The 19,384-nt window shown below is 55.6% G+C and carries 19 protein-coding genes; 8 read left to right on the top strand and 11 right to left on the bottom strand.

The annotated features are described in order from the left end of the window. Positions 1-43 precede the first annotated feature (43 nt). Positions 44-1,594 carry an AbgT family transporter gene (locus N8E88_RS08250; protein ID WP_262292093.1) on the bottom strand — a complete coding sequence of 517 codons (1,551 nt, stop codon included), beginning with the start codon at positions 1,592-1,594 and terminating at the stop codon, positions 44-46. Between the two features lie 639 nt (positions 1,595-2,233). Here N8E88_RS08250 and N8E88_RS08255 point away from each other — a divergent pair. From N8E88_RS08255 to N8E88_RS08270, 4 genes are all read left to right on the top strand, one after another. Next, positions 2,234-3,910: an alpha/beta hydrolase gene (locus tag N8E88_RS08255; RefSeq protein WP_262292094.1), complete on the top strand. Its 1,677-nt coding sequence runs from the start codon at positions 2,234-2,236 to the stop codon at positions 3,908-3,910. A gap of 150 nt (positions 3,911-4,060) precedes the next feature. Continuing rightward, positions 4,061-4,552, top strand: coding sequence for a DUF1269 domain-containing protein (locus N8E88_RS08260; protein ID WP_262292095.1), 492 nt, complete (start codon positions 4,061-4,063; stop codon positions 4,550-4,552). A 127-nt stretch (positions 4,553-4,679) separates the two neighbouring features. Continuing rightward, positions 4,680-5,726, top strand: a complete 1,047-nt coding sequence (locus N8E88_RS08265) for an AI-2E family transporter (RefSeq protein WP_262292096.1) — start codon at positions 4,680-4,682, stop codon at positions 5,724-5,726. Between the two features lie 265 nt (positions 5,727-5,991). Then, on the top strand, positions 5,992-7,143 hold the full coding sequence (locus N8E88_RS08270) for a helix-turn-helix domain-containing protein (RefSeq protein ID WP_262292097.1): 1,152 nt from the start codon (positions 5,992-5,994) through the stop codon (positions 7,141-7,143). 482 nt (positions 7,144-7,625) lie between these two features. On the opposite strand, the gene N8E88_RS08275 is transcribed toward N8E88_RS08270, so the two are convergent. The 3 genes from N8E88_RS08275 to N8E88_RS08285 all read right to left on the bottom strand — a co-directional run bounded on the left by N8E88_RS08275 (position 7,626) and on the right by N8E88_RS08285 (position 9,795). Next, complete coding sequence (locus tag N8E88_RS08275) at positions 7,626-8,378, bottom strand: SDR family oxidoreductase (protein WP_262292098.1); 753 nt, start codon at positions 8,376-8,378, stop codon at positions 7,626-7,628. Positions 8,379-8,527: 149 nt separating this feature from the next. Then, on the bottom strand, positions 8,528-8,935 hold the full coding sequence (locus N8E88_RS08280; RefSeq protein WP_262292099.1) for a cupin domain-containing protein: 408 nt from the start codon (positions 8,933-8,935) through the stop codon (positions 8,528-8,530). 104 nt (positions 8,936-9,039) lie between these two features. Beyond that, the gene (locus tag N8E88_RS08285; RefSeq protein WP_262292100.1) at positions 9,040-9,795 is read right to left on the bottom strand and encodes an SDR family oxidoreductase; all 756 of its coding nucleotides are present in this window, start codon (positions 9,793-9,795) and stop codon (positions 9,040-9,042) included. A 268-nt stretch (positions 9,796-10,063) separates the two neighbouring features. Between N8E88_RS08285 and N8E88_RS08290 the strand changes: the two genes are divergently transcribed. The 3 genes from N8E88_RS08290 (at position 10,064) to N8E88_RS08300 (ending at position 13,131) form a co-directional block, all read left to right on the top strand. After that, entirely contained in the window at positions 10,064-10,303 is a 240-nt protein-coding gene (locus tag N8E88_RS08290; protein ID WP_262292382.1) for an ATP-binding protein, read from the top strand. Between the two features lie 654 nt (positions 10,304-10,957). Further along, positions 10,958-12,067: an NADH:flavin oxidoreductase/NADH oxidase gene (locus N8E88_RS08295; RefSeq protein WP_262292101.1), complete on the top strand. Its 1,110-nt coding sequence runs from the start codon at positions 10,958-10,960 to the stop codon at positions 12,065-12,067. A 110-nt stretch (positions 12,068-12,177) separates the two neighbouring features. Then, positions 12,178-13,131 carry an IS481 family transposase gene (locus N8E88_RS08300; RefSeq protein ID WP_262291788.1) on the top strand — a complete coding sequence of 318 codons (954 nt, stop codon included), beginning with the start codon at positions 12,178-12,180 and terminating at the stop codon, positions 13,129-13,131. Here the strand turns inward: N8E88_RS08300 and N8E88_RS08305 are convergent. The 5 genes from N8E88_RS08305 to N8E88_RS08325 all read right to left on the bottom strand — a co-directional run bounded on the left by N8E88_RS08305 (position 13,128) and on the right by N8E88_RS08325 (position 17,897). After that, positions 13,128-14,588, bottom strand: coding sequence for a sensor domain-containing diguanylate cyclase (locus N8E88_RS08305; protein ID WP_262292102.1), 1,461 nt, complete (start codon positions 14,586-14,588; stop codon positions 13,128-13,130). The genes N8E88_RS08300 and N8E88_RS08305 overlap by 4 nt on opposite strands. Before the next feature lie 171 nt (positions 14,589-14,759). Continuing rightward, positions 14,760-15,479, bottom strand: coding sequence for a Bax inhibitor-1/YccA family protein (locus N8E88_RS08310; RefSeq protein WP_262292103.1), 720 nt, complete (start codon positions 15,477-15,479; stop codon positions 14,760-14,762). A gap of 24 nt (positions 15,480-15,503) precedes the next feature. Next, positions 15,504-16,277 (bottom strand): anti-sigma factor family protein, encoded by a 774-nt coding sequence (locus tag N8E88_RS08315; RefSeq protein ID WP_262292104.1) that lies wholly within the window; start codon positions 16,275-16,277, stop codon positions 15,504-15,506. Next, positions 16,270-16,800, bottom strand: a complete 531-nt coding sequence (locus N8E88_RS08320; protein WP_262292105.1) for a sigma-70 family RNA polymerase sigma factor — start codon at positions 16,798-16,800, stop codon at positions 16,270-16,272. Before N8E88_RS08320 ends, N8E88_RS08315 begins: the two co-directional genes overlap by 8 nt. A gap of 74 nt (positions 16,801-16,874) precedes the next feature. Continuing rightward, on the bottom strand, positions 16,875-17,897 hold the full coding sequence (locus tag N8E88_RS08325; RefSeq protein ID WP_315975231.1) for an AI-2E family transporter: 1,023 nt from the start codon (positions 17,895-17,897) through the stop codon (positions 16,875-16,877). Positions 17,898-18,116: 219 nt separating this feature from the next. Here N8E88_RS08325 and N8E88_RS08330 point away from each other — a divergent pair, with 219 nt between their 5' ends. Then, on the top strand, positions 18,117-18,458 hold the full coding sequence (locus tag N8E88_RS08330; protein ID WP_262292107.1) for a PilZ domain-containing protein: 342 nt from the start codon (positions 18,117-18,119) through the stop codon (positions 18,456-18,458). Here the strand turns inward: N8E88_RS08330 and N8E88_RS08335 are convergent. Together N8E88_RS08335 and N8E88_RS08340 are read right to left on the bottom strand one after the other, a co-directional pair. Further along, positions 18,446-18,934, bottom strand: a complete 489-nt coding sequence (locus N8E88_RS08335) for a hypothetical protein (protein ID WP_262292108.1) — start codon at positions 18,932-18,934, stop codon at positions 18,446-18,448. The two genes, N8E88_RS08330 and N8E88_RS08335, sit on opposite strands and share 13 nt — an antisense overlap. Continuing rightward, positions 18,931-19,347: a flagellar protein FlgN gene (locus tag N8E88_RS08340; RefSeq protein ID WP_262292109.1), complete on the bottom strand. Its 417-nt coding sequence runs from the start codon at positions 19,345-19,347 to the stop codon at positions 18,931-18,933. Before N8E88_RS08340 ends, N8E88_RS08335 begins: the two co-directional genes overlap by 4 nt. Between the last annotated feature and the right edge of the window lie 37 nt (positions 19,348-19,384).

Below are 19,384 nucleotides of genomic sequence, written 5' to 3' on the forward strand. Positions count from 1 at the left end.
ATCCGGTCATTGAGTTGTAATCGATGAAATGTCCGACGTTTCTCTACAGGCCCCACGGCAGCCCGAGGGCCTTCCAGACCGCAAAGAGAGCCGTCCACAGCACGAACATCAAAACGACATAAGGAAGCATCAGCGAGACTATGGTGCCGACGCCCGCGGACTTGTCGTATTTCTGGGCAAAGCCGACGACGAGCGCAAAATATGCGTTCAGCGGGGTGATCGCGTTCATCGGCGAGTCGCCAACTCGATAGGCCGCAAGCACAGCCTCCGGCTCGACGCCAAGCTTCATCAGCAGCGGCACGAAGACGGGTGCGAAAATCGCCCACTTTGCGATTGCACCGGTCAGCAACAGGTCGATGATCGCCACAACGACGATAAAGCCGATCAGCAGTGGCAGGGCGCCAATATTCGCCGCCTGCAGTGCGCCGGAAAGGCTGAGTGCCATAACCGTGCCTATGTTGGTGTAGGTGAAATAGGATACGAACTGGCTGAGGACGAAAAACAGGAAGATTGTCCCGCCCATATTCTTGATAGACTTCTCAATCGCGGCAATCACCTCCGATAATGTCCGCAAGGTGCCGGCGCCAATACCGTAAGTCCACCCTGTCACCAGAAACATGAGCATGATGAGCGCGATCAGCCCATTCATGAATGGGGAATTACCGATCAGTTCGCCGGTTTCAGGATTGCGCAACGGCGCGCCACTGGGAAGAGTCAAGAGCAAGAACACCACCAGGAGGCCCATGAGCCCGTAGAGCGCAAACCTCAAACCGCGTGATTCCTGCTCGGACAGCACCGCCCCTTGATCCGGGACGCTCGCGTCGGCCGATGCCTCCGGCTTGTATTCCCCGAGTCGTGGCGAAATCATGCGGTCCGTTATGAATGCGATGATGAAAGTCAGGAAGATCACCGATGCGATGGAGAACCAGACATTCGACGCCAGCCCGATCGATCGGGCGGGATCGACCAGGCGCGCCGCATCGTTGGTGAATTCCACCAGGACCGCATCGAGCGGTTTGATGAGCATGTTGACTGTGAAAGCGCCTGCCACCGCCGCAAACCCGAGCGCCAGACCCGCCAGCGGATGTCTGCCGACCGCCAAATAGGCGACGCCTGCAAGCGGGATGAGAACCAGATAACCCGCATCCGCAGCGATACTTGCGAGGATGCCTACGAATGCCAGGATGTAGGTCAGCGCCCAGCGCGGCGAAACGATGACGAGCTTGCGGATGAGCGCCGTGACCAGACCGGACTCCTCGGCTACACCCGCGCCGATCATGGCGGCGATCATAAGCCCTACTGCTGTGAAGCTCATGAAGTTGGGAATGAGTGAGGCGTAGAGAAATCGGATGCCTTCGACGTTCAACAGGCTGCGTATTTCCGTCGAAGCGGTCTCGATTTCGTGCGTGTCAGGGTTGATGCGCTCAAAGCTGACCGCCGCCCCGAACGCACCTAGCACGGCGGACAATACGATGACGATGCCGATCAGGATCAGAAAGATGATCACGGGATGGGGAACCATGTTTCCCACCTTCTCGACGCCATCAAGCAATCTTTGCATTACGGTCTTTGGCGCAGTCGTGGCAGTGGTCATTTCACATCTCCGTTAAGCCAACCGATTTCGCCCAGTTGTTCAAAGGACACCAAGAGATGATGGCGCGGCTTCCTGGGATTGCTCAAACTGTGGCCGCCATGATGACGAGCCATGCTAGGGACAGGGCCCGGGCCACCCGCCACAGAATCGCAGAGATGGCCGTCGAGCGGTCAATGATCGCGTCAGGTACCGATGCCCCCTATCAGTTGCCGTGCATGCAAGCGACGCGCCGAGAAATGAAGACAGTAGCAGCTCCTTCGTACCTACGGGACAGTCACCAGTTTCGACGCCGACGACAAACGCCGCAAGCATTACCGTTCGGAATATACTGTTGCTCCAATTATCCGTGATAGGCATGGAATCCCAAAACCAAGCTTTCAGTTCAAATTTCCCGGCTTTCGTGCCGTGAACTGGATCGAAGGATTTTCGCCTGTCAGGATGATCGAGTGAGCGGCGATCGCTTCGCCAAGGAATAACTCCGCGTTGACGACTAAATGCTATAACACCGTGACACCACCTGGAATCGACACCACAATTCAACGGGACAGCGAGCCAATGCATTGCGTCGCTGCGGTCAACTCCAAACTGTCTTCGATCATCGAAGCTGCACCATATGCCATCGGTTGAGGGGAACCCGATTTGAAAGCTAATATTTCGGTCCTGGCAAAGTCGTTCTCCGCCGTTGGTCTGCTCGTCGGTATTCTATTTTTTGCTGCATCACTTACGCCAAGTCTCATGCCGCGCTCCTTCCTGGTTCAGGGCGCGCTTTCAGGGTTTTGCGCAGCGCTCGGCTACGGCGTCGGCGTGGCGGCTGTCTGGCTCTGGCGCTATCTGGAAATCCCTGTGCCACGAGCGCGCGTTCAGAAAGCCGCCAAATGGATCGCTGTGGTTTTGTGTATCGGAACCACCGGCGTCTTCCTGTGGAAGGCCGCTCAATGGCAAAACACAGTGCGGAGCCTCATGGGTCTGGAGCCCGTTGACAGCGTGGAACCAATTGAGCTTGCGGCCATAGCGCTTGGCATTTTTCTGGTGGTTGTCCTGTTCGCGCGCCTCTTCCGGCAGACATTCCGGCTGTTCCAGCGCAGGCTCAACCGCGTCGTACCGCGCCGTGTGTCCAAGGTCATTGGCGGCATTCTTGCGGTGGCACTCTTCTGGTCGGTGGCACAGGGTGTTCTGTTCAAGGTCGTCTTGCGGATGGTCGATACATCCTTTCGCGAGCTCGATGCCAGAATCGATGACGGCTCAACACGCCCATCGGATCCTGCAAAGCCTGGTGGTCCAGGCTCGGTCCTCGACTGGCAAAACTTGGGACGACAGGGTCGAACCTTCATCGCTTCCGGACCTACCGGAGCGCAGATCGGTAATTTCTTTAATGCAAAGGCGCTTGACCCCATACGCGTCTATGTCGGGTTGAATTCCGCCGAAACGGTCGATGAACGAGCGCGCCTTGCGCTTGAGGAGTTGAAGCGCGACGGCGGGTTCGAGAGATCGGCGTTGATTGTCATCGTCCCGACAGGCACGGGATGGGTCGATCCCGAAGGCATCGACACCGTCGAGTATCTCCATCATGGCGATATCGCCAGCGTTGCCATGCAATATTCCTATCTCAGCAGCTGGCTATCCTTGCTTGTAGAACCGGGCTATGGCGCCGAGGCAGGTCAAGCGCTGTTTCGCCAGGTGTACCGTCACTGGGTTGCGCTTCCACGTGAGACGAGGCCGAAACTTTACCTCTATGGCTTGAGCCTTGGTGCGATGAATTCCGAGCTTTCAGCCCATCTCTACGATATTATCAGCGATCCCTTTCAAGGTGCCCTATGGAGTGGTCCACCCTTCCAGAGCCGCATCTGGAACTCCGTTACGTCCGACCGGAATCCCGGTTCGCCAGCCTGGCTGCCGCGCTTTCGTGACGGTTCGATCATAAGGTTTACGAACCAGGACAATGCCCTGAATATCCCGGATGCAATCTGGGGACCTCTTCGCATCGTCTATCTCCAATATGCCAGCGATCCCGTGACGTTCTTTGATTTTCACGCGCTCTATCGGGAGCCGGATTGGATGAAGAGCCGGCGTGGTCCCGATGTCTCGCCAAGCCTTCGCTGGATTCCAGGGGTCACAATGCTGCAGCTCCTGTTCGACATGGCAACCGCAACGACCTCGCCGATGGGGTATGGCCATGTCTATGCCCCGGAGCACTATATCGACGGCTGGCTTGCCGTGACCGCTCCGCCAAACATCCAGCCGAACGATATTTCGCGGCTGAAGGCTTTTTTCTTCGAACGGTCGCGGAGCTCTGGCTATCCGCCTCCAAGCGACTGACTACGGGCCAAGATACGAGCGCGTCGACAGAAAAAGAAACACAATGCATAGCCGTGGGATTCATGGCTAATCTCTTTGACGGGTCCGGCACGATATAGTTTTTTTGCAGCGCGTCCCAGCGTTCGTCCCCGCGGAGAAAATGGAGGCAACATGTCTGACCTGATTGCGATCGTATATCCGACCGAACCAAAAGCCGAGGAGGTGCGCAATCGGCTGCTCGAGCTCCAGAAAGAGTATCTGATTACGCTCGGCGATGCTGTCATCGCCACCAAAACCGACGCCGGCAAGATAAAGCTCAATCAGATGGTGAGTACGACAGCCGCGGGCGCGGTTTCCGGCAGCTTCTGGGGCTTGCTGATTGGCGTCCTGTTTCTCAACCCGTTACTAGGCGCCGCGGTGGGTGCGGCGTCGGGCGCCCTCGGTGGCGCGTTGACCGACGTCGGTATCAACGACAACTTCATGAAGGATCTCGCGGCCACTATTCAGCCCGGAAATGCCGCACTGTTTGTGCTCGTGCAATCGATGACAGCCGACAAGGTACTGAAGGATATCTCGCATTACGGCGGTATTGTTCTCAAAACGTCGTTGGATGAAACCAAGGAGCAGGTTCTGCGCGACGCTCTGCAGAAGGCCACATCGTGACCCTCACAGGCCATGGCGGTGCGGTATGAGCCGCTTCGTCAGACCTGTAACCTGCCGCGAACGCTATGGCCCGCGGTAGGCGGTTGTACGACGAACTTGGTTGGGGTGGAGTGCGGGCAAGCAAGACATGGCAGTTCAAAATGCAAAACCGATGATCGGCTATCTTGCAACTGGCATCCTCGTTCTTGCGCTGCTTCGCTTCGGCCAGGCAATCTTTGTACCGCTCGCCTTTTCTGTGTTTGTCATCGCGCTTGTTGCGCCCCTCCAGATCAAGTTGCAGCGCTGGATGCCTCAACTGCTTGCCCTGCTAATGACGCTCTCTGCAACAATCATTATCATCGTCGCCGTCGCCTCCTCAGTGACTTGGGGCCTAAGCAAGCTTGGCCAATGGCTGTTCGTCAACGCCCGCCGATTCCAGGAAGTATATGTCCACTGGACTGACTGGCTGGAAGAACACGGCATTGCCGTCGCAGGTCCGCTCGCCGATCGTTTCGACGTTACATGGCTGGTCGGTTTTACCCAGGGACTGGCGGGACGTCTTAACAGCTTTGCTGGATTTGCATTGCTGGTCTTTGTATTCGTCATGCTCGGCCTCCTGGAAACAGAGGATTTTGGCAAGCGTCTTCGTTCCCCCACTCTGCAACCGCAGGGCATTAAAATGCTTCAAGCCAATCGCGAGATATCAGCGAAACTACGCAGTTTCATGCTGGTGCGCACGTTTGCCAGCGTCCTGACCGGCCTGATCGTCTGGGCATTCGCATACATCGCCGGCCTCGAACTGGCAGCGGCTTGGGGCGCCATTGCCTTTACCCTCAATTACATCCCATTCCTTGGTCCCTTCATAGCAACCGTCCTTCCCACGCTTTTTGCCATTGGCCAATTCGATTCCTGGCAAATGGCTTTGGCAGTCTTCGTCGGGTTGAACCTGATCCAGTTCCTGGTTGGAAGCTACCTTGAACCTCTGTTGATCGGCACATCGCTGGCGATCTCGCCTTTCGCCGTCATCTTTTCGGTATTCTTCTGGAGCTTCATGTGGGGGGTGCCGGGCGCATTCATTGGCGTCCCCATTCTCATCGCGTTCATAATCTACTGCGAGAAATCGGCGGCGGCGAAATGGATTGCCGTGTTGCTGTCCGCCAAGTCCTTTGACGATTCCGGCAAAGCTTCCACCTAACTTCGAATGTCTACAGGCTGAGACATCACCAGTTCCGCAACTCGTTTCGTAACAGTTACGTACTGAACAGACTGCAGCGCTTGTGTCATTCTTTTCAAAACGAGCATTTATACCTGCGTGATTTCCAACTCCGGTGGCTTTATTGGAGAATCAATGCCTGCACTTCCCCCAATAAAAATGGATCGAAGTATCGCCCTAGCCGGCTCAAATAGCAGGGCAAGGCCACCTGTTCGCACCTCGTTCTGGTACGACGAATGGTGAAATCATGAACGCTCATGATCAGATCGCGCCATCGGATGCGACGCTCGACCAAAACTTCCAGCAGGCAGCAGCAGCCGCTGCCATCAACTGTCCTCGTTCCCCATCGAAGCGCCCATCTTCCGGCGTATCCTCTATTCCCGCTTTCACATTTGACACCAGAGGCGTGCCTATTGATCAACAGTATGACGCCTGGTGCAAAAGCTTCTCGTCGATGCTTGAATTTGGCGAACGCAGAGACAGATTCCGCGGCTTTGCAGGAAAACAGACCGTATGGGATCTCGGCCGTCTGGCGTTCTCGCGGATCAGAACAAGCGCACTCGACTTCGCAAGTGTCCCGGGGCACACGCGCCGGGAAGCGCTCGACCACTGGACGTTGACCATCCCCCTTGACGGATCGATCAGCACCATTGGTCCGGCAGGAAGCTTTCAAGGCAGCGCCGGCATAGTACAGGTCCATTCCTTGGGGCGTTGGTTTGAAGGGAGTGTAACAGATAGCGAAATGCTGATGCTTTTTGTTCCCCGCGATTCCGATCCAGAAGTGGCACATGTCCTCGCCGCTTGCGAATTCTCCACAGTCGATACGGCGATGGGCCGGCTATTGTCCGATTACTTCATCGGACTAGCCAAGCGGCTGCCAGCGGTCGAGACCGACAATCTCCCTGAACTCGTGGGCGCGACGCAGGCGATGATCCGGGCGTGCCTGCTGCCGTCTTCGGGCAACATTGAGGAGGCTCAAACGCCTATCGCCCGCGTGTTGCTCGATAAGGCACGCCGCATCATGCAATCCAGATTGTTCGACCCATCGTTCAATGCGCATGCGTTGCGGCGCGACCTTGCGATTTCACGCACAGGACTTTATCGGATGTTCGAGCCATTCGGCGGCGTTATGCATTACCTGCAGCACCAGCGTCTCCTCGATGCACACGCGGCATTGGCGGACCCGAACGACAAACGCCGTATTATCGAGATCGCTGAGCAGCGGTGTTTCAGTGATGGTGCCGAGTTCAGCCGGGCATTCAAGAGGGAGTTCGGCTATACGCCAAGCGAGGTGAGAGCAGGCCGCAAGAGCAGTGTGCCGAGCAGGCCAGCAGGCGAAATCGCCACGGCAGCTCCTGAAGAACGGCTGGGGTTGCTGCTACGCAAACTTCACGGTTGACCTGCAACAAACGATCAACGGCGCAGCTCAAAAATTGGCGGACAAATCAGCATTGACCGCACTGTGATGTTAAGGGAAGATCGAGCAAAATGTGCGATCTGGCTGCGTGATCAGGTTTTCGCGTTTGTCGCGCCGTTGATAGCATAACGACGCAACAATTTGATATTCCACCAGCGTATGCTGCGTTGCTTCGAACCGATTCTGAGGCAAATAGTCATTGGTCATACTTGACAACAACAGGTTCATCGGAAGGTCGTGTTATGTTGCGTGGCACTACGATTATTATTGTTTCCATCGTCCTGGTTGTGGTGGCATGGAAGTTGATGCTTGCGTTCATGATACTCTAATAGTTCAGGCGTGTTCATGACAAATCTTCTCGTCCAACAGGGTCAGGTGGACGCGCGTTTGCCATTTCGCTGGCTACAGGTGAAACCGGATAAACCACTGCATCTATCATCTGTGTCGCGGTCACCACGGCACCTCTAACTGGCCATCGAGCGGTACAGCCAGTCGCCGTAGCGCATCGAACCAATACGCCTGTCGTTGAGTGGAAGCAGTGTGTCATCATTCAGTTCGACACCATAGTAAGGCACGCTATCGTCGCTAATCACCTGGCGCGTGTCCTCGTTTGCCGTGAGATACATACGAGCAATCTCATCGAGACCGAACCGCTCGGGTCCGCTGATCTCCACAGTGTCGTTCCTTGCCGCGCCTACTGCCAGTTCGGCCAGCATTTCAGCGACATTGTCGGCAGCTATGGGCTTTACAGATGCCGTTGGAAGCCGAAAACCATTTCCATCTGCTCCCAAATTAATCACACCGCTGATAAATTCGAAGAATTGCGTGGAGTGGAGGATGGTAAAGGGCCGCCTCGCTGCTCTGATCAGATTTTCCTGCACCATTTTCGCGCGGAAATAATCGCTCTCGACAAGGCGAGGCGTTCCCACAACGGAAAGCGCCAAGTAATGCCTGACGCCTGCATCTGCTGATGCATTCAACAAATTTCGGGTGGAAGACTTGAAAAACGCCAAGGCGGAGTCGTCGCCAAATAATGCGGTGTTGGTGACGTCGATAACAGCGTCAGCTCCAGAAATGACAGCCGTGAGGCCCTCGCCAGTGACACTGTTGACCCCGAAAGAAAGCGATGCCGGGACCACTTCGATATCCATCTGTCGGAGTTTCTCGACGAGTTGCGTTCCGACGAGTCCGCTGGCTCCCATGACCGTAATCTTCATCAGCTTGCTCCCTTTGTCGTGTTGAGTGGCTTCAACTTGATCCGCCCCTCGGATCACGAATGATGCTGGAGCAGTGTTCTGACGGGCACTCCGACATCGATAAAGCTTCGCCTCGTGCCAATCCGCGGCAAAAACAAGCGCATGGATTATCACTCCACCGGCATGACGACCGGAGCGTCCTTGTTCTTGAGCAGCACAACAATAAATTTCGCCGGCTCAGAGGTGCTCGCATTGCGGCTGACCAGGTGAATGTCAGATGGGCTTTCGTAGAAGGTTTCTCCCGGCGACAACGTGACTTCTTTTTCTCCCTTGACCTGCATCACGATCGAGCCTTCCAAAACGTAGACGAATGCATTTGCATCGTGTTTGTGGATAGGCGAGGAACCGCCGGGCTCATACTCGACCGATATCATAAGCCCTTCCTTGCCAGGATAATTTGGCAAGTCCTTTTGCATGAGGGGTTTAACCTTGGCACCATCTTCAGCGGCAATGGCCGGCAAAGCGCCAAGCAGGCCAACTGCAGCTGACACAACGAGCGTTACCAATACTGATTTCATTGTGATAATCCCTTTGTTTTGGATGCATGTGCGTTGTATACGCGTGTCGACCTCCAATACGCCGAGGCCAACAACTCACGTGCCTAGGTGTTCGCCACACTGGCTCACTTCGGCTGCTGGGATTGTCGGAACCAATCCTCGAAGCTGATCTTGCCGAGCCGCGCACCGTCGCCGGGCACGATCGACTGGTCATTGAGTTCAGATCCGAAATAGCGCGCATGGACATCCGCCTCGACCGTGCGCGGATCGTTAGCGGCTTTCAGATACCGGGCGACGATCTCATTCATGGGAGCGCGCTCGGGCCCCGCAATCTCGATCGTGCCATTGAGCGGCTTCGCCAGAGCGACATCTGCCATTGCATCGGCAACGTCGTCCGATGCGATAGGCTGGAAAGATGCAGGCGACAGCCGAGCGACGCTACCTACCGTCGCTTCATCAGCAATGCCTTTCAGGAACTCCATGAACTGGGTGGAATGGACAATCGTGTATGGAATACGCGATTCCTTGATGAGTCGCTCCTGGGCAAGTTTGGCCCTGAAGTAACCATTTTCCGGCAACCGCTCCGTTCCCACGATCGATAGCGCAATGTGGTGCTTTACGCCTGCCTTGGCTTCTGCAGCGAGCAGATTGCGCCCCGAGGTTTCAAAAAATTCGAGTACAGCCTTGTCTTCCCACAAAGGTGCATTTGCAAGGTCAACGACGACGTCGGCCCCGACCAACGCTTCCGCCAGGCCTTCGCCGGTGATGGTGTTGACGCCAGTGTTTGGTGATACGGCAAGAACCTCCTGACCCTTATTGCGCAGACGTGCGGCGGTCTTGGATCCGATAAGTCCAGTTCCACCGATAATAACAATTTTCATGATTTGTCTCCTCGTTGTGGCCCTTTGGGACTAATGACTTTATCGCTTCGGAGAATGGCTGGAGAGACAAAATCATTCCATTGTGCAGGGGGTCGGTCGCTCTCATCGCCGGGTTTAGTCAACCCATCCTCAAGTCTAGGAACGTGTGACAGGCGTATTGCCGATCGGGACGCAGCCGGCTGATCTTTGCGACGTGCCTGCGCAGTTCCTAAATGCGGCAAAAGGCTATCGCGGTTATCGGATTTCACACGTGGTTCGTCCTTATCGGGTGCGCGGTGATAGCAATGCTGGCCAGCGCTTGGGCACAGGATTGGCCATATGCCGTTCAGTCATCAAAGCTCACGGCGGAGAGATAACCGCTTCAAACCATCCGGAAGGCGGAGCCGTATTCAGTTTCTCGATACCGACAAAATCCGCAGCCGAGGGTCAACTCCAAAATGGGCAGCCATTCGGCACCTACCTTCAGGAGGACATCGTTTCTCGTATAATTCAGCCTCACGTCAACTGAGGTCCGGAGGAGCCGTCACTTGGCGAGTCTTCAGCGAAAGCCGATTGTCCAGATCGACGAATGCCCCCAGAAAACTGCCACAGCGGCTGCAAACAATGGCACTCGAATCGCGTAAATTGCGCCGCACCGCGATCATGATCGCTTTGCAGTTTTGGCATTCGAACTCAGGATAATCAGGATTTTCCATATAAGCGAACTTTATTACAGTTTTACAAGATGCGGGATTCAGGAATTTGAGTTAGGCATTTCGGTTAGGACTAACCCGTTGCTTTGGTACATTTGCAGGACGGCAGTTTTGAGCGGGAAACACGCGAAGAGCCCCGCGGAAGCGAAAATCCTTTGCGTCGGAAGAAGCGATTGCCGCAAAATTCCTAAAGCTTACCGGGCACACTCTGCCCGAAAAGCAGCGCGATGACCTTATCGGGCCGTCCTGGAAATGGAAACTCTGTCTTCGGCCAATCGATTGGTTGATTTGATGCCAGTGACACCGCTGGGCTCGCGACCCGGGCACCAGCCGCCTGCGCTCATTACGAACCCGTTACTTGACTTCCGGCGGCCAGCATCCATTTGTTCAATGTCAAATTCAACGCGAACCTGCTGCGACGAAACTCCCAATTTCGCGACGCAGCTACCCAAAAAGTTGAGGTCATATAGATGAGCCAGTTGTTTCAGCCACTGCGATTGGATTCGCTCGAACTCGCGAACAGAATCATAATCGCGCCCATGTGCCAATATTCCGCCGAGGATGGCTCGGCGTCAGACTGGCACATGATGCACCTGGGTCACCTCGCCCTGTCGGGTGCCGGCTTGCTGGTTACGGAAGCTACCGCCGTAACACCTGAAGGCCGCATTTCTCCCCGGGATCTCGGGCTTTATTCCGATGCCAATGAAGCAGCACTCGGGCGTGTTGTCGCGGCGATCCGCGACTATTCGCCGATACCCATCGCCGCGCAACTAGCCCACGCCGGGCGGAAGGCATCGACCCGCGTGCCATGGGAGGGTGGCAAGCAGATTGCGCCGAATGAGCCAACCGGGTGGAAAACCGTGGCCCCTTCACCCGTGCCATATCTGAATGAGTACGATGCTCCAACGGCATTGGATGGCGCTGGCCTCGATCGCATACGGGATGCATTCGTCAAGGCGGCGAAACGCGCAGACCGGATCGGCATAGATGGCATCGAAATTCATGGAGCGCATGGATATTTGCTGCACGAGTTCCTGTCACCGCTCTCGAACAAGCGCGAAGATAGATATGGTGGCAGTCTGGACAATCGAATGCGCTTCCCTCTCGAAGTGTTCGAAGCGGTTCGGGCAGCGTTTCCCGCCAACAAGCCGGTCTGGATACGCGTTTCTGCTTCTGACTGGGTCGATGGTGGATGGGACGTCGAGAGCACCGTGATCTTTGCAAAGGAGTTGGAGGCGCGCGGTTGTGCCGCCATCCACGTCAGCAGTGGCGGTCTTTCGCCCCTGCAGAAAATGCCGGTTGAACCCAACTATCAGGTTCCATTCGCGCAGCGGATCAAAGCCGAGGTGAAAATGCCCGTCATTGCTGTCGGACTAATCACCGAGGCGAAACAGGCAGAAGACATCATTGCCAACGGCGACGCCGATGCGATAGCGCTTGCACGCGCAATCCTCTACGATCCTCGCTGGCCCTGGCATGCGGCGGCGGAACTCGGAGCACAGGTGGTGGCTCCCGAACAATATTGGCGATCCCAGCCCCGGAACCATGCGGATCTGTTCAAAATCCCGCAAACAGCCTGAATTAAAACGCGAGCGGTCGTAGCTAGTTGTGAGCTTTCAATAGGTTGTCCATCCGGTCCAAACCGGGGAGACTGAGGTTGTCGAAGCTTCAGTGACTCTTGGAGGACCGGATGAACATCCACAAGAATGCCCGTCTTACGCGGTATGGTCGAGAGCGAATTGTGAGCCAGGTCGAGGGCGGGCAGACGCCGCAGGCCGTTGCCGAAGCCGCAGGCGTGTGCCCGCGGACGGTGCGCAAATGGGTCGATCGGTATCGCCGCGAGGGCTTGAGCGGACTGGAGGATCGTTCGTCGCGACCACATCGCTTGCGCCGGCCGACCCCTGAAGCCATTGTCGGGACGATTGAGCGGTTACGCCGCCAGCGTTGGACAGGCAAGCAGATCGCTGCCGAGGTCGGCGTCTCGCCGGCAACTGTCAGCCGTGTTCTGCGCCGGTTGGGCCTCAACAAACTGAGCGCCCTGGATCCCGAACCCGTGCGCCGCTATGAACGGGAACATCCGGGCGAACTCATTCATCTCGACATTAAGAAGCTTGGCCGTATTGGCTCGGTGGGACACCGCATCACCGGACGGCAAACGGGCGTTGTCAACCGCCATCTGGGCATCGGCTGGGAGTTCGTCCACGTCTGCATTGATGACGCTTCGCGGGTCGCTTTTGTGCAGGTCATGCCAGATGAGCGCAAAGAGAGCGCCGTTGCCTTCCTGGAGGCTGCCGTCGCCTACTATGCGAAGCTGGGTATCTGTATCGAGCGCGTGATGACCGACAACGGGTCATGCTACCGGTCAAAGGCTTTCCGCACAGCCTGCAAACGTCTGGGCTTGCGTCAAGTCTTCACAAGACCATACACGCCTAAGACCAATGGTAAGGCCGAACGCTTCATTCAGACGAGCCTACGCGAATGGGCTTACGCTCGTGCTTACAACAACTCTCAAGAACGCACGGAGGAGCTGCCGCACTGGCTTCATCGCTACAATTGGCACAGGCCGCACGGCAGTTTAGGATCAAAACCACCTATCAGCCGTCTCGGCCTGGATCGGGACAACCTGTTGAGGTTCCACAGCTAGTCTAGGTTACGACGCTCGTTCTCTGACGAATAATGCGAACGCTTATCCTCGTACATCAGCAGATCAGCACGCTTGGCCACAGCTTCCATCTTTTCGCCAATATTGCTGGTGGCCCAGCCGATCGATATGTTCAACGGTATATTGGAATAATACTGGTTGTTTATCTCGATAAGGCTGCGGATTTCATCGATCATGCTTGCGGCGCCAAGTTCATCGATGGCCGGGAGCAGAACGGCGAATTCATCGCCGCCAATACGCGCAGCGTAGCAGGGAGGCTTGACTGCTCCCGCCAGTACCTCGCCAACGCGTCGTAACAAAGCATCTCCAACGCCATGCCCCCACTGATCATTGACCACCTTCAGCCCGTTAAGGTCGAGGATAATGATCGATACAGGGTAAAACTCGCGGCGCTCAAGCCTGTTCAACTCATCCACATAGAAGGCGCGGTTGTAAAGCTTGGTGAGCACATCATGCTTGCCGAGATATTCTAGATAAGCCTCCGCCTTCTTGCGCGCCGTGATATCGGTCAGGGATATTTGGACCAATGACCAATCCTGTTCGTGGCCCGGCAGAACCGAAAATTGCAGCAGCACATGGCGCTCGGTACCATCAAGTGCATAGTTTACAGTCTCACGCTGATGAAAGAGGTTGCCATTCCATAGTTCGATAAGCTGTTCCCTGAAATGCGCATTCATACCATCGCGAAAAATATCAGGAAGCCTGCGCAACAATGTCAGTTTGTCGGGTGCGAGAAACAGCCTGAGCGTCTCGTTGTTGACATCGACAACGCGGATCTCGCTTGCACATTGTCCAACAAATTCAGGATGGACATCGGTAAACACACGAAAATCGGTAATACCCTGCTCGCGCACTTCATCAAGCAAACGCTTGATGCGGCTGAAATCTTCCACCCAAAGAGATACGGGAGAATATTCGAACAATCCTTCCGCGTAGCGCTTGCTCTCGATCTGCTGCCGCCGCGCGTCCTCGCGCTCGGTGACGTCTTCGATGGAAAGCAATACCCGCGTCCACGTATCTTCATATCCCGGGAGAACCGCGCCGCGAAGCTGGATATCCAGCCGGCGACCCGTCAGGGTGTAATTCACTGTGTCACTGGAGAACTCGGCGTCGCCATCCCACAGAGCCGACAACTCCTGTATATGCGACTGGAGCATGTCGTCGCGAAAGATGGAGTCGAGATTGCCGGTCAGGTGGTTGAAATCATTCGCCTCGAAAAGAGCAAGGGTTTTTTTGTTGACCTTGAGCACGCGGATCAGGCTTGCGCATTGTCTAATCCGGCCCTCGTCCTCACGCAGATAGGTTCTGATATCGGTGACGCCCGATTGCCTCCATTTCTCGAACAGGTGCTTGACGCCACTGAAATCCTCCAGCCACAACGAGATCGGCGCGAGATCGAATGTCTCGACATCGGCGTGATTATCGACATGCTCATTCATATAGCGCGAGATCTCTCGGCTGACTGCTGTATCGGCAGCTATCTATATGAACGAAATTCACTGAACAATCATTACCTCGCGCAGAACGAACGCGCGAAGACTGCACGCTGGTCTACACCACACTGTGCAGACGCCTTGAGGGCATCTGCACAGGATCGCTACGGGATGATTTTATTCTTCCCGCTGACCGGTCAGGCTGAGCAACAGCTGGAAGAGGTTGATGAAGTTAAGGTAGAGCGAGAAGGCGCCGAACACCGCCAGCTTCTGCTGCGATTCCGAATCGTAACTTTCGGCAAACTGTTCCTTGATCGACTGGGTATCCCAAGCTGTCAAACCGATGAACACCAGAACGCCGGCAACCGACACAACGAACTGGAGCATGGAGGAGCCGAGGAAGATGTTGACAACACTCGCCACGACGACACCGATCAGACCCATAATGAGGAACGAGCTGAACTGGGAGAGATCGCGCTTCGTCGTATAACCATAAAGGCTGGTGGCACCGAACATCGTGGCCGCAATGAAGAATGTGCGGGCGATGCTGGTCCCGGTAAAGACAAGAAAGATCGACGCCAGCGAAAGTCCCATGACCGCACAGAATGCCCAAAACATGGCCTGCGCGGATGCTGCCGACATGGTTTGCATTTTGAACGAGAAGAACATCACGAAAGCAAGCGGCGCGAAGATAACGACCCATTTCAGGGGAGTTGAGAAAATCGGAACATAGAGAGCCGGCGTCGAGGCGACGACGAATGCAACAACGCCCGTCAGAACAAGGCCCAGGCCCATATAGTTGTAGATGCGCAGCATATGCTGGCGCAGTCCCTCATCGAACAATGCGGCGGACTGTCCGCGCGCTGTGCCCATTTCATAACGAAGTGGTGTATTCATGGTTGTGATCCTTTGGCTGGTTAATCAGTAAAGCGTTCTTGCAAGCTGCGATGCTACTGTTTCAAGGTCCGCGGGGCTTGCATCCGATACGAGGGCATAGGCAACGTCACCAATCTGGAAATAGGCGGCAGTGCTATCACCAATGCGCAACGCTTTCGGCTTCACGACATCGAAACTGCCGGGACGAACCGCGAAAAGCGAGAGCCGATCCATGTCATCCGATCTGATTTCCATCTCGACACTTGGCCCGAAGGCGGACGGGAAAAGCTGGACATCATTGACGATCCACCGGTCCAAAAGTTGTGGCATGGTAATGGCGGTGGCCGCACGTATTTCTGCAGGATCGTAACTGTTCACCTCGGACTGCGACTTCATCCCTGCCCTGACCAAGGAGGTCTTGTGAGCCATCACCGCATCCGAAACATAGGCTGGCGGCGGTGTCGAGGCGACGACCTCCGAGATGGTGAGCGGGCCAAAGCCGGCATGCGCCAGCCAGCCAATACCGACAAGGACGGCGACAGCGGCAGCACGTTGCAAATTGGCAAGCAGCCGGTTTCGCATAAGGCCACGTTCAAGGCGACGCGCTGCTTCACTTGTCTCCGGCGATGCCTTGCTGTGCATGCCGGTTAGCGCCAGCCGCAATTCGTCCCTCGCCTGCAGATCCGACATGACACGGGCAGCCTGCTCGGGATGATGCGACAGGTAGCGGGCGATCTCGATGCGGCGGCCCGCATCCAGTTGGTCGTCGACATAGGCATCAAGGTCGGTCTCAACGACAGGATCGATCGCGTCATTCATCGCGGCCTCCAACAATTTTCAGATATGCGGCTTTGCCGGGCTCAGCCTCGAGAGAACGCAAGGTCGCTCGCCCGCGGCCAATTCTCGACATCAGCGTGCCAATCGGTATTGCCAAAGTTGCCGCAGCTTCTTCATAGGAGAGACCTTCGATCGCTACCAAATGCAGGGCTGCTCGTTGCTCTTCGGGCAGCGAAAAAAACGCATTCCGGACCTCCATTAACCGCATGGAATGCTCCTGCGGCGGCTGGAGTATCGTTTCGGTGATGACTGCCAAAGCATTTTCGCGGCGCGCTTGCGACTGGCTGGAACGCTTGCTGTCGATAAAACCATTATGCAGGATCGACAAAAGCCAACCCTTCAGGTTTCCGCCATTGCGAAAATGACCGCGCCGCTCATAAGCCCGCACCAGCGTATCCTGCACAAGGTCTTCCGCATCGGTTTCATTGCCCGTTAGCGAACGTGCATACCGGCGTAACGAACCAAGCTGGCCAACAACGTCAAAACGGGGTTTCGAATTCTCCATATGGCGTATACGGACCTGCGGCGGATTTATTCCCTGCCATCCGCAATTATATCACGCGGCCGCGAATTTGCCGCCTAGATCAGCCTCTGCTTTTTAAGTTCGTCCTTGAGATAGGCATAGTAAATCGGCGCGGCGATGAGGCCAGCGATGCCGAACCAGGCTTCCAGCACGATCATTGCGAGGAGCAACTCCCAGGCGCGCGATTTGATTCGCGATCCGATGATCTTGGCGTTGAGGAAATATTCGAGCTTGTGGATGATGACCAGAAAGGCCAGCGACCCCACTGCGGCAACAAAGGAAACACTGAGTGCCACGACGACGATCACGGTGTTGGAGATCAAATTGCCGATAACGGGAAGTAATCCCGCAATGAACGTCACGGCAATCATGGTTTTGACCAACGGCAGGTGAACGCCAAAAAATGGCAGGATTACAACAAGATAGATGGCGGTGAATACTGTGTTCAATGCCGAGATGCGAAGCTGCGAGAACACGATATTGCGAAATGCCGCGCTCAACAGCTCGACGCGTTCGGCAAGGGCAATCGCGAGCGGGCCTGGCTCGCGTGATGAGGCAACGGTGGAACTAAGCGCGATCATTCCCCCGATCACCATGCCGACGATTATTCGCACCAGGAGAACGCCAAGTTCCCTGCCGACGAGCTGAAGCTGGCCGGCATGTTCACGCAGCCACTTTGCCGCCAGCGTTTCCAGTTCCTCAAGATTTGAGGGGAAATAATCGCGGGCCCAGTTCGGCAGATGTAACTGGGCGGTATCGATGATTTCGGCCATCTTCTGGAAAAGCGATACGATGCCTTCGTCGGAACCATCGGTGAGCAATGCCATGCTGCTCATGACGGCGGCAACGATCACGAGGATAAAGACCAGCGCCAGCATTGCCAACGCTATGGTTTTTGCCAGGTGGCCGGAAATGCCCAATCTGCCGAGCAATGGCGCCGAATAATGGACGAGGTTGTAAACGAGCAGTCCTGAGAGGAGAGCCGAGAGCAAGCCTAGTTCAAGCACGGCGACGAGCGCGATGAACGACAAAATGTAGGAGGCAATTCGGGGCCTGGTGGCGGTTGGCAAGTGTGTCACCTGAAGGGGCTGTCAATATTCAGCTGTACCTACTCTTGAAAATGCCCGCGGCGCAAGCACATTGATCCAGGCATGCAAATCTTCGCGATCCGAGCGCTGCATTCGAATCAAACATAACGGATTTGCAATTGTTTGCCTGTACAAGCTATGAATGAACGCCGGCATGAAAGACATCCGTGCGCCTTTTAACCGGCTTCAATTTGGGCCAGGCGAATTTACATGCCATTGTATCAAACGAACACCAAAGCCGAGAAACGCGTCGAGGAGCGCAAGCGAACACGATTGCGCTCCGGCAAACTTGTTACGCTCGATGGACAATTTCTGACCGAATGTCATTTTCACAATCTTGCCGGTGGCGGCGCCAAGATCAGGGTTGTCGGCCAATCCCCCGTCCCGACGCGCTTCTGGCTATTCGATGATCAGTATAACGGCGCGTTGATCACGGACGTCGTTTGGCGCCAAGGCATGGAACTTGGCGTGCAGTTCGTCGACGATCCAGATGTTACGCCCTTGACGGACACAATTCTGCGCACGCTTGCCGGTAAATATTATTCACTTTGAGGTGCTTGCTGACGCTGCAGACCCTTGGTGTTCTGGGCGCGGATTTCCTTGGCAGTTATGTAGTTGAATTGCTCAACGAGCAGGTCCTTCACCAATGGTTGCGGAAATCGTGCATTGACACCGTCGATGATCGATTTCTTGACATCGTCAAACCTGACTTCCTGCACGTTCTTGACGTCCGAATAATGCCCGTAGAATTGGCTGAAAATCTCGTCATTGATGAAATATGATACAGGAATTTTGAAGGACGCGTTCATGGTGTGATCGAGTGTATAGGCCAATTGGGACACTATGTAGCCCTCGACCGTGTTGTCCACGATGATCGGAACACTGAAGACTTCCGTCTTGCCATCGTCCAGTGCCTCCTGGGTGTTGGGTGTAACGGCTGCTGTCGCAGAGTTCTGCCAGACGGCAAGATACAACGATCCGAGTGCCACGGCGCAGATCCACAGGCCGATCAGCACGATACGGATCATGCGCCGAGCCCATTTCTGACCTGGCTGGCCGTGTACGTTCCATCGGCCTCCTGCGTCTCAAGCGCATCGCGGATAATTCCCGCGAGCTCTGTCACGGCGCGCAGGTGCAATTTGATAGCATCGCAATTGCGATCAAGCTTCTGACGCAGGCTATCGAGGACGGGCTGGAGCGCCTTAAGTGCAGGCGTATCGACCGTCTTGACAGCCTTGCCCATGGCCTTGTTGAAATCGCGCAGCCCGCGGCTCTTATGGGCGTTGATATTTGCAAGATCGACCAACTGGCCCTCGAGAAGCAGCCGCGTTTCACGCTCTACGACATCTTCCAGACGACGAATGGCGAAAAAGACGGGTTCCAGCGCCGGTTCAGGCACGTTGCTGCGGTTCTGCTCATTGGTCATTATCTCTATTTCCATATCTGTCTCTCCAATCTCATCGGCCTTGAGAGTTCGC

It is taken from the genome of Phyllobacterium zundukense, from assembly GCF_025452195.1.
Lineage (GTDB): Bacteria > Pseudomonadota > Alphaproteobacteria > Rhizobiales > Rhizobiaceae > Phyllobacterium > Phyllobacterium zundukense_A.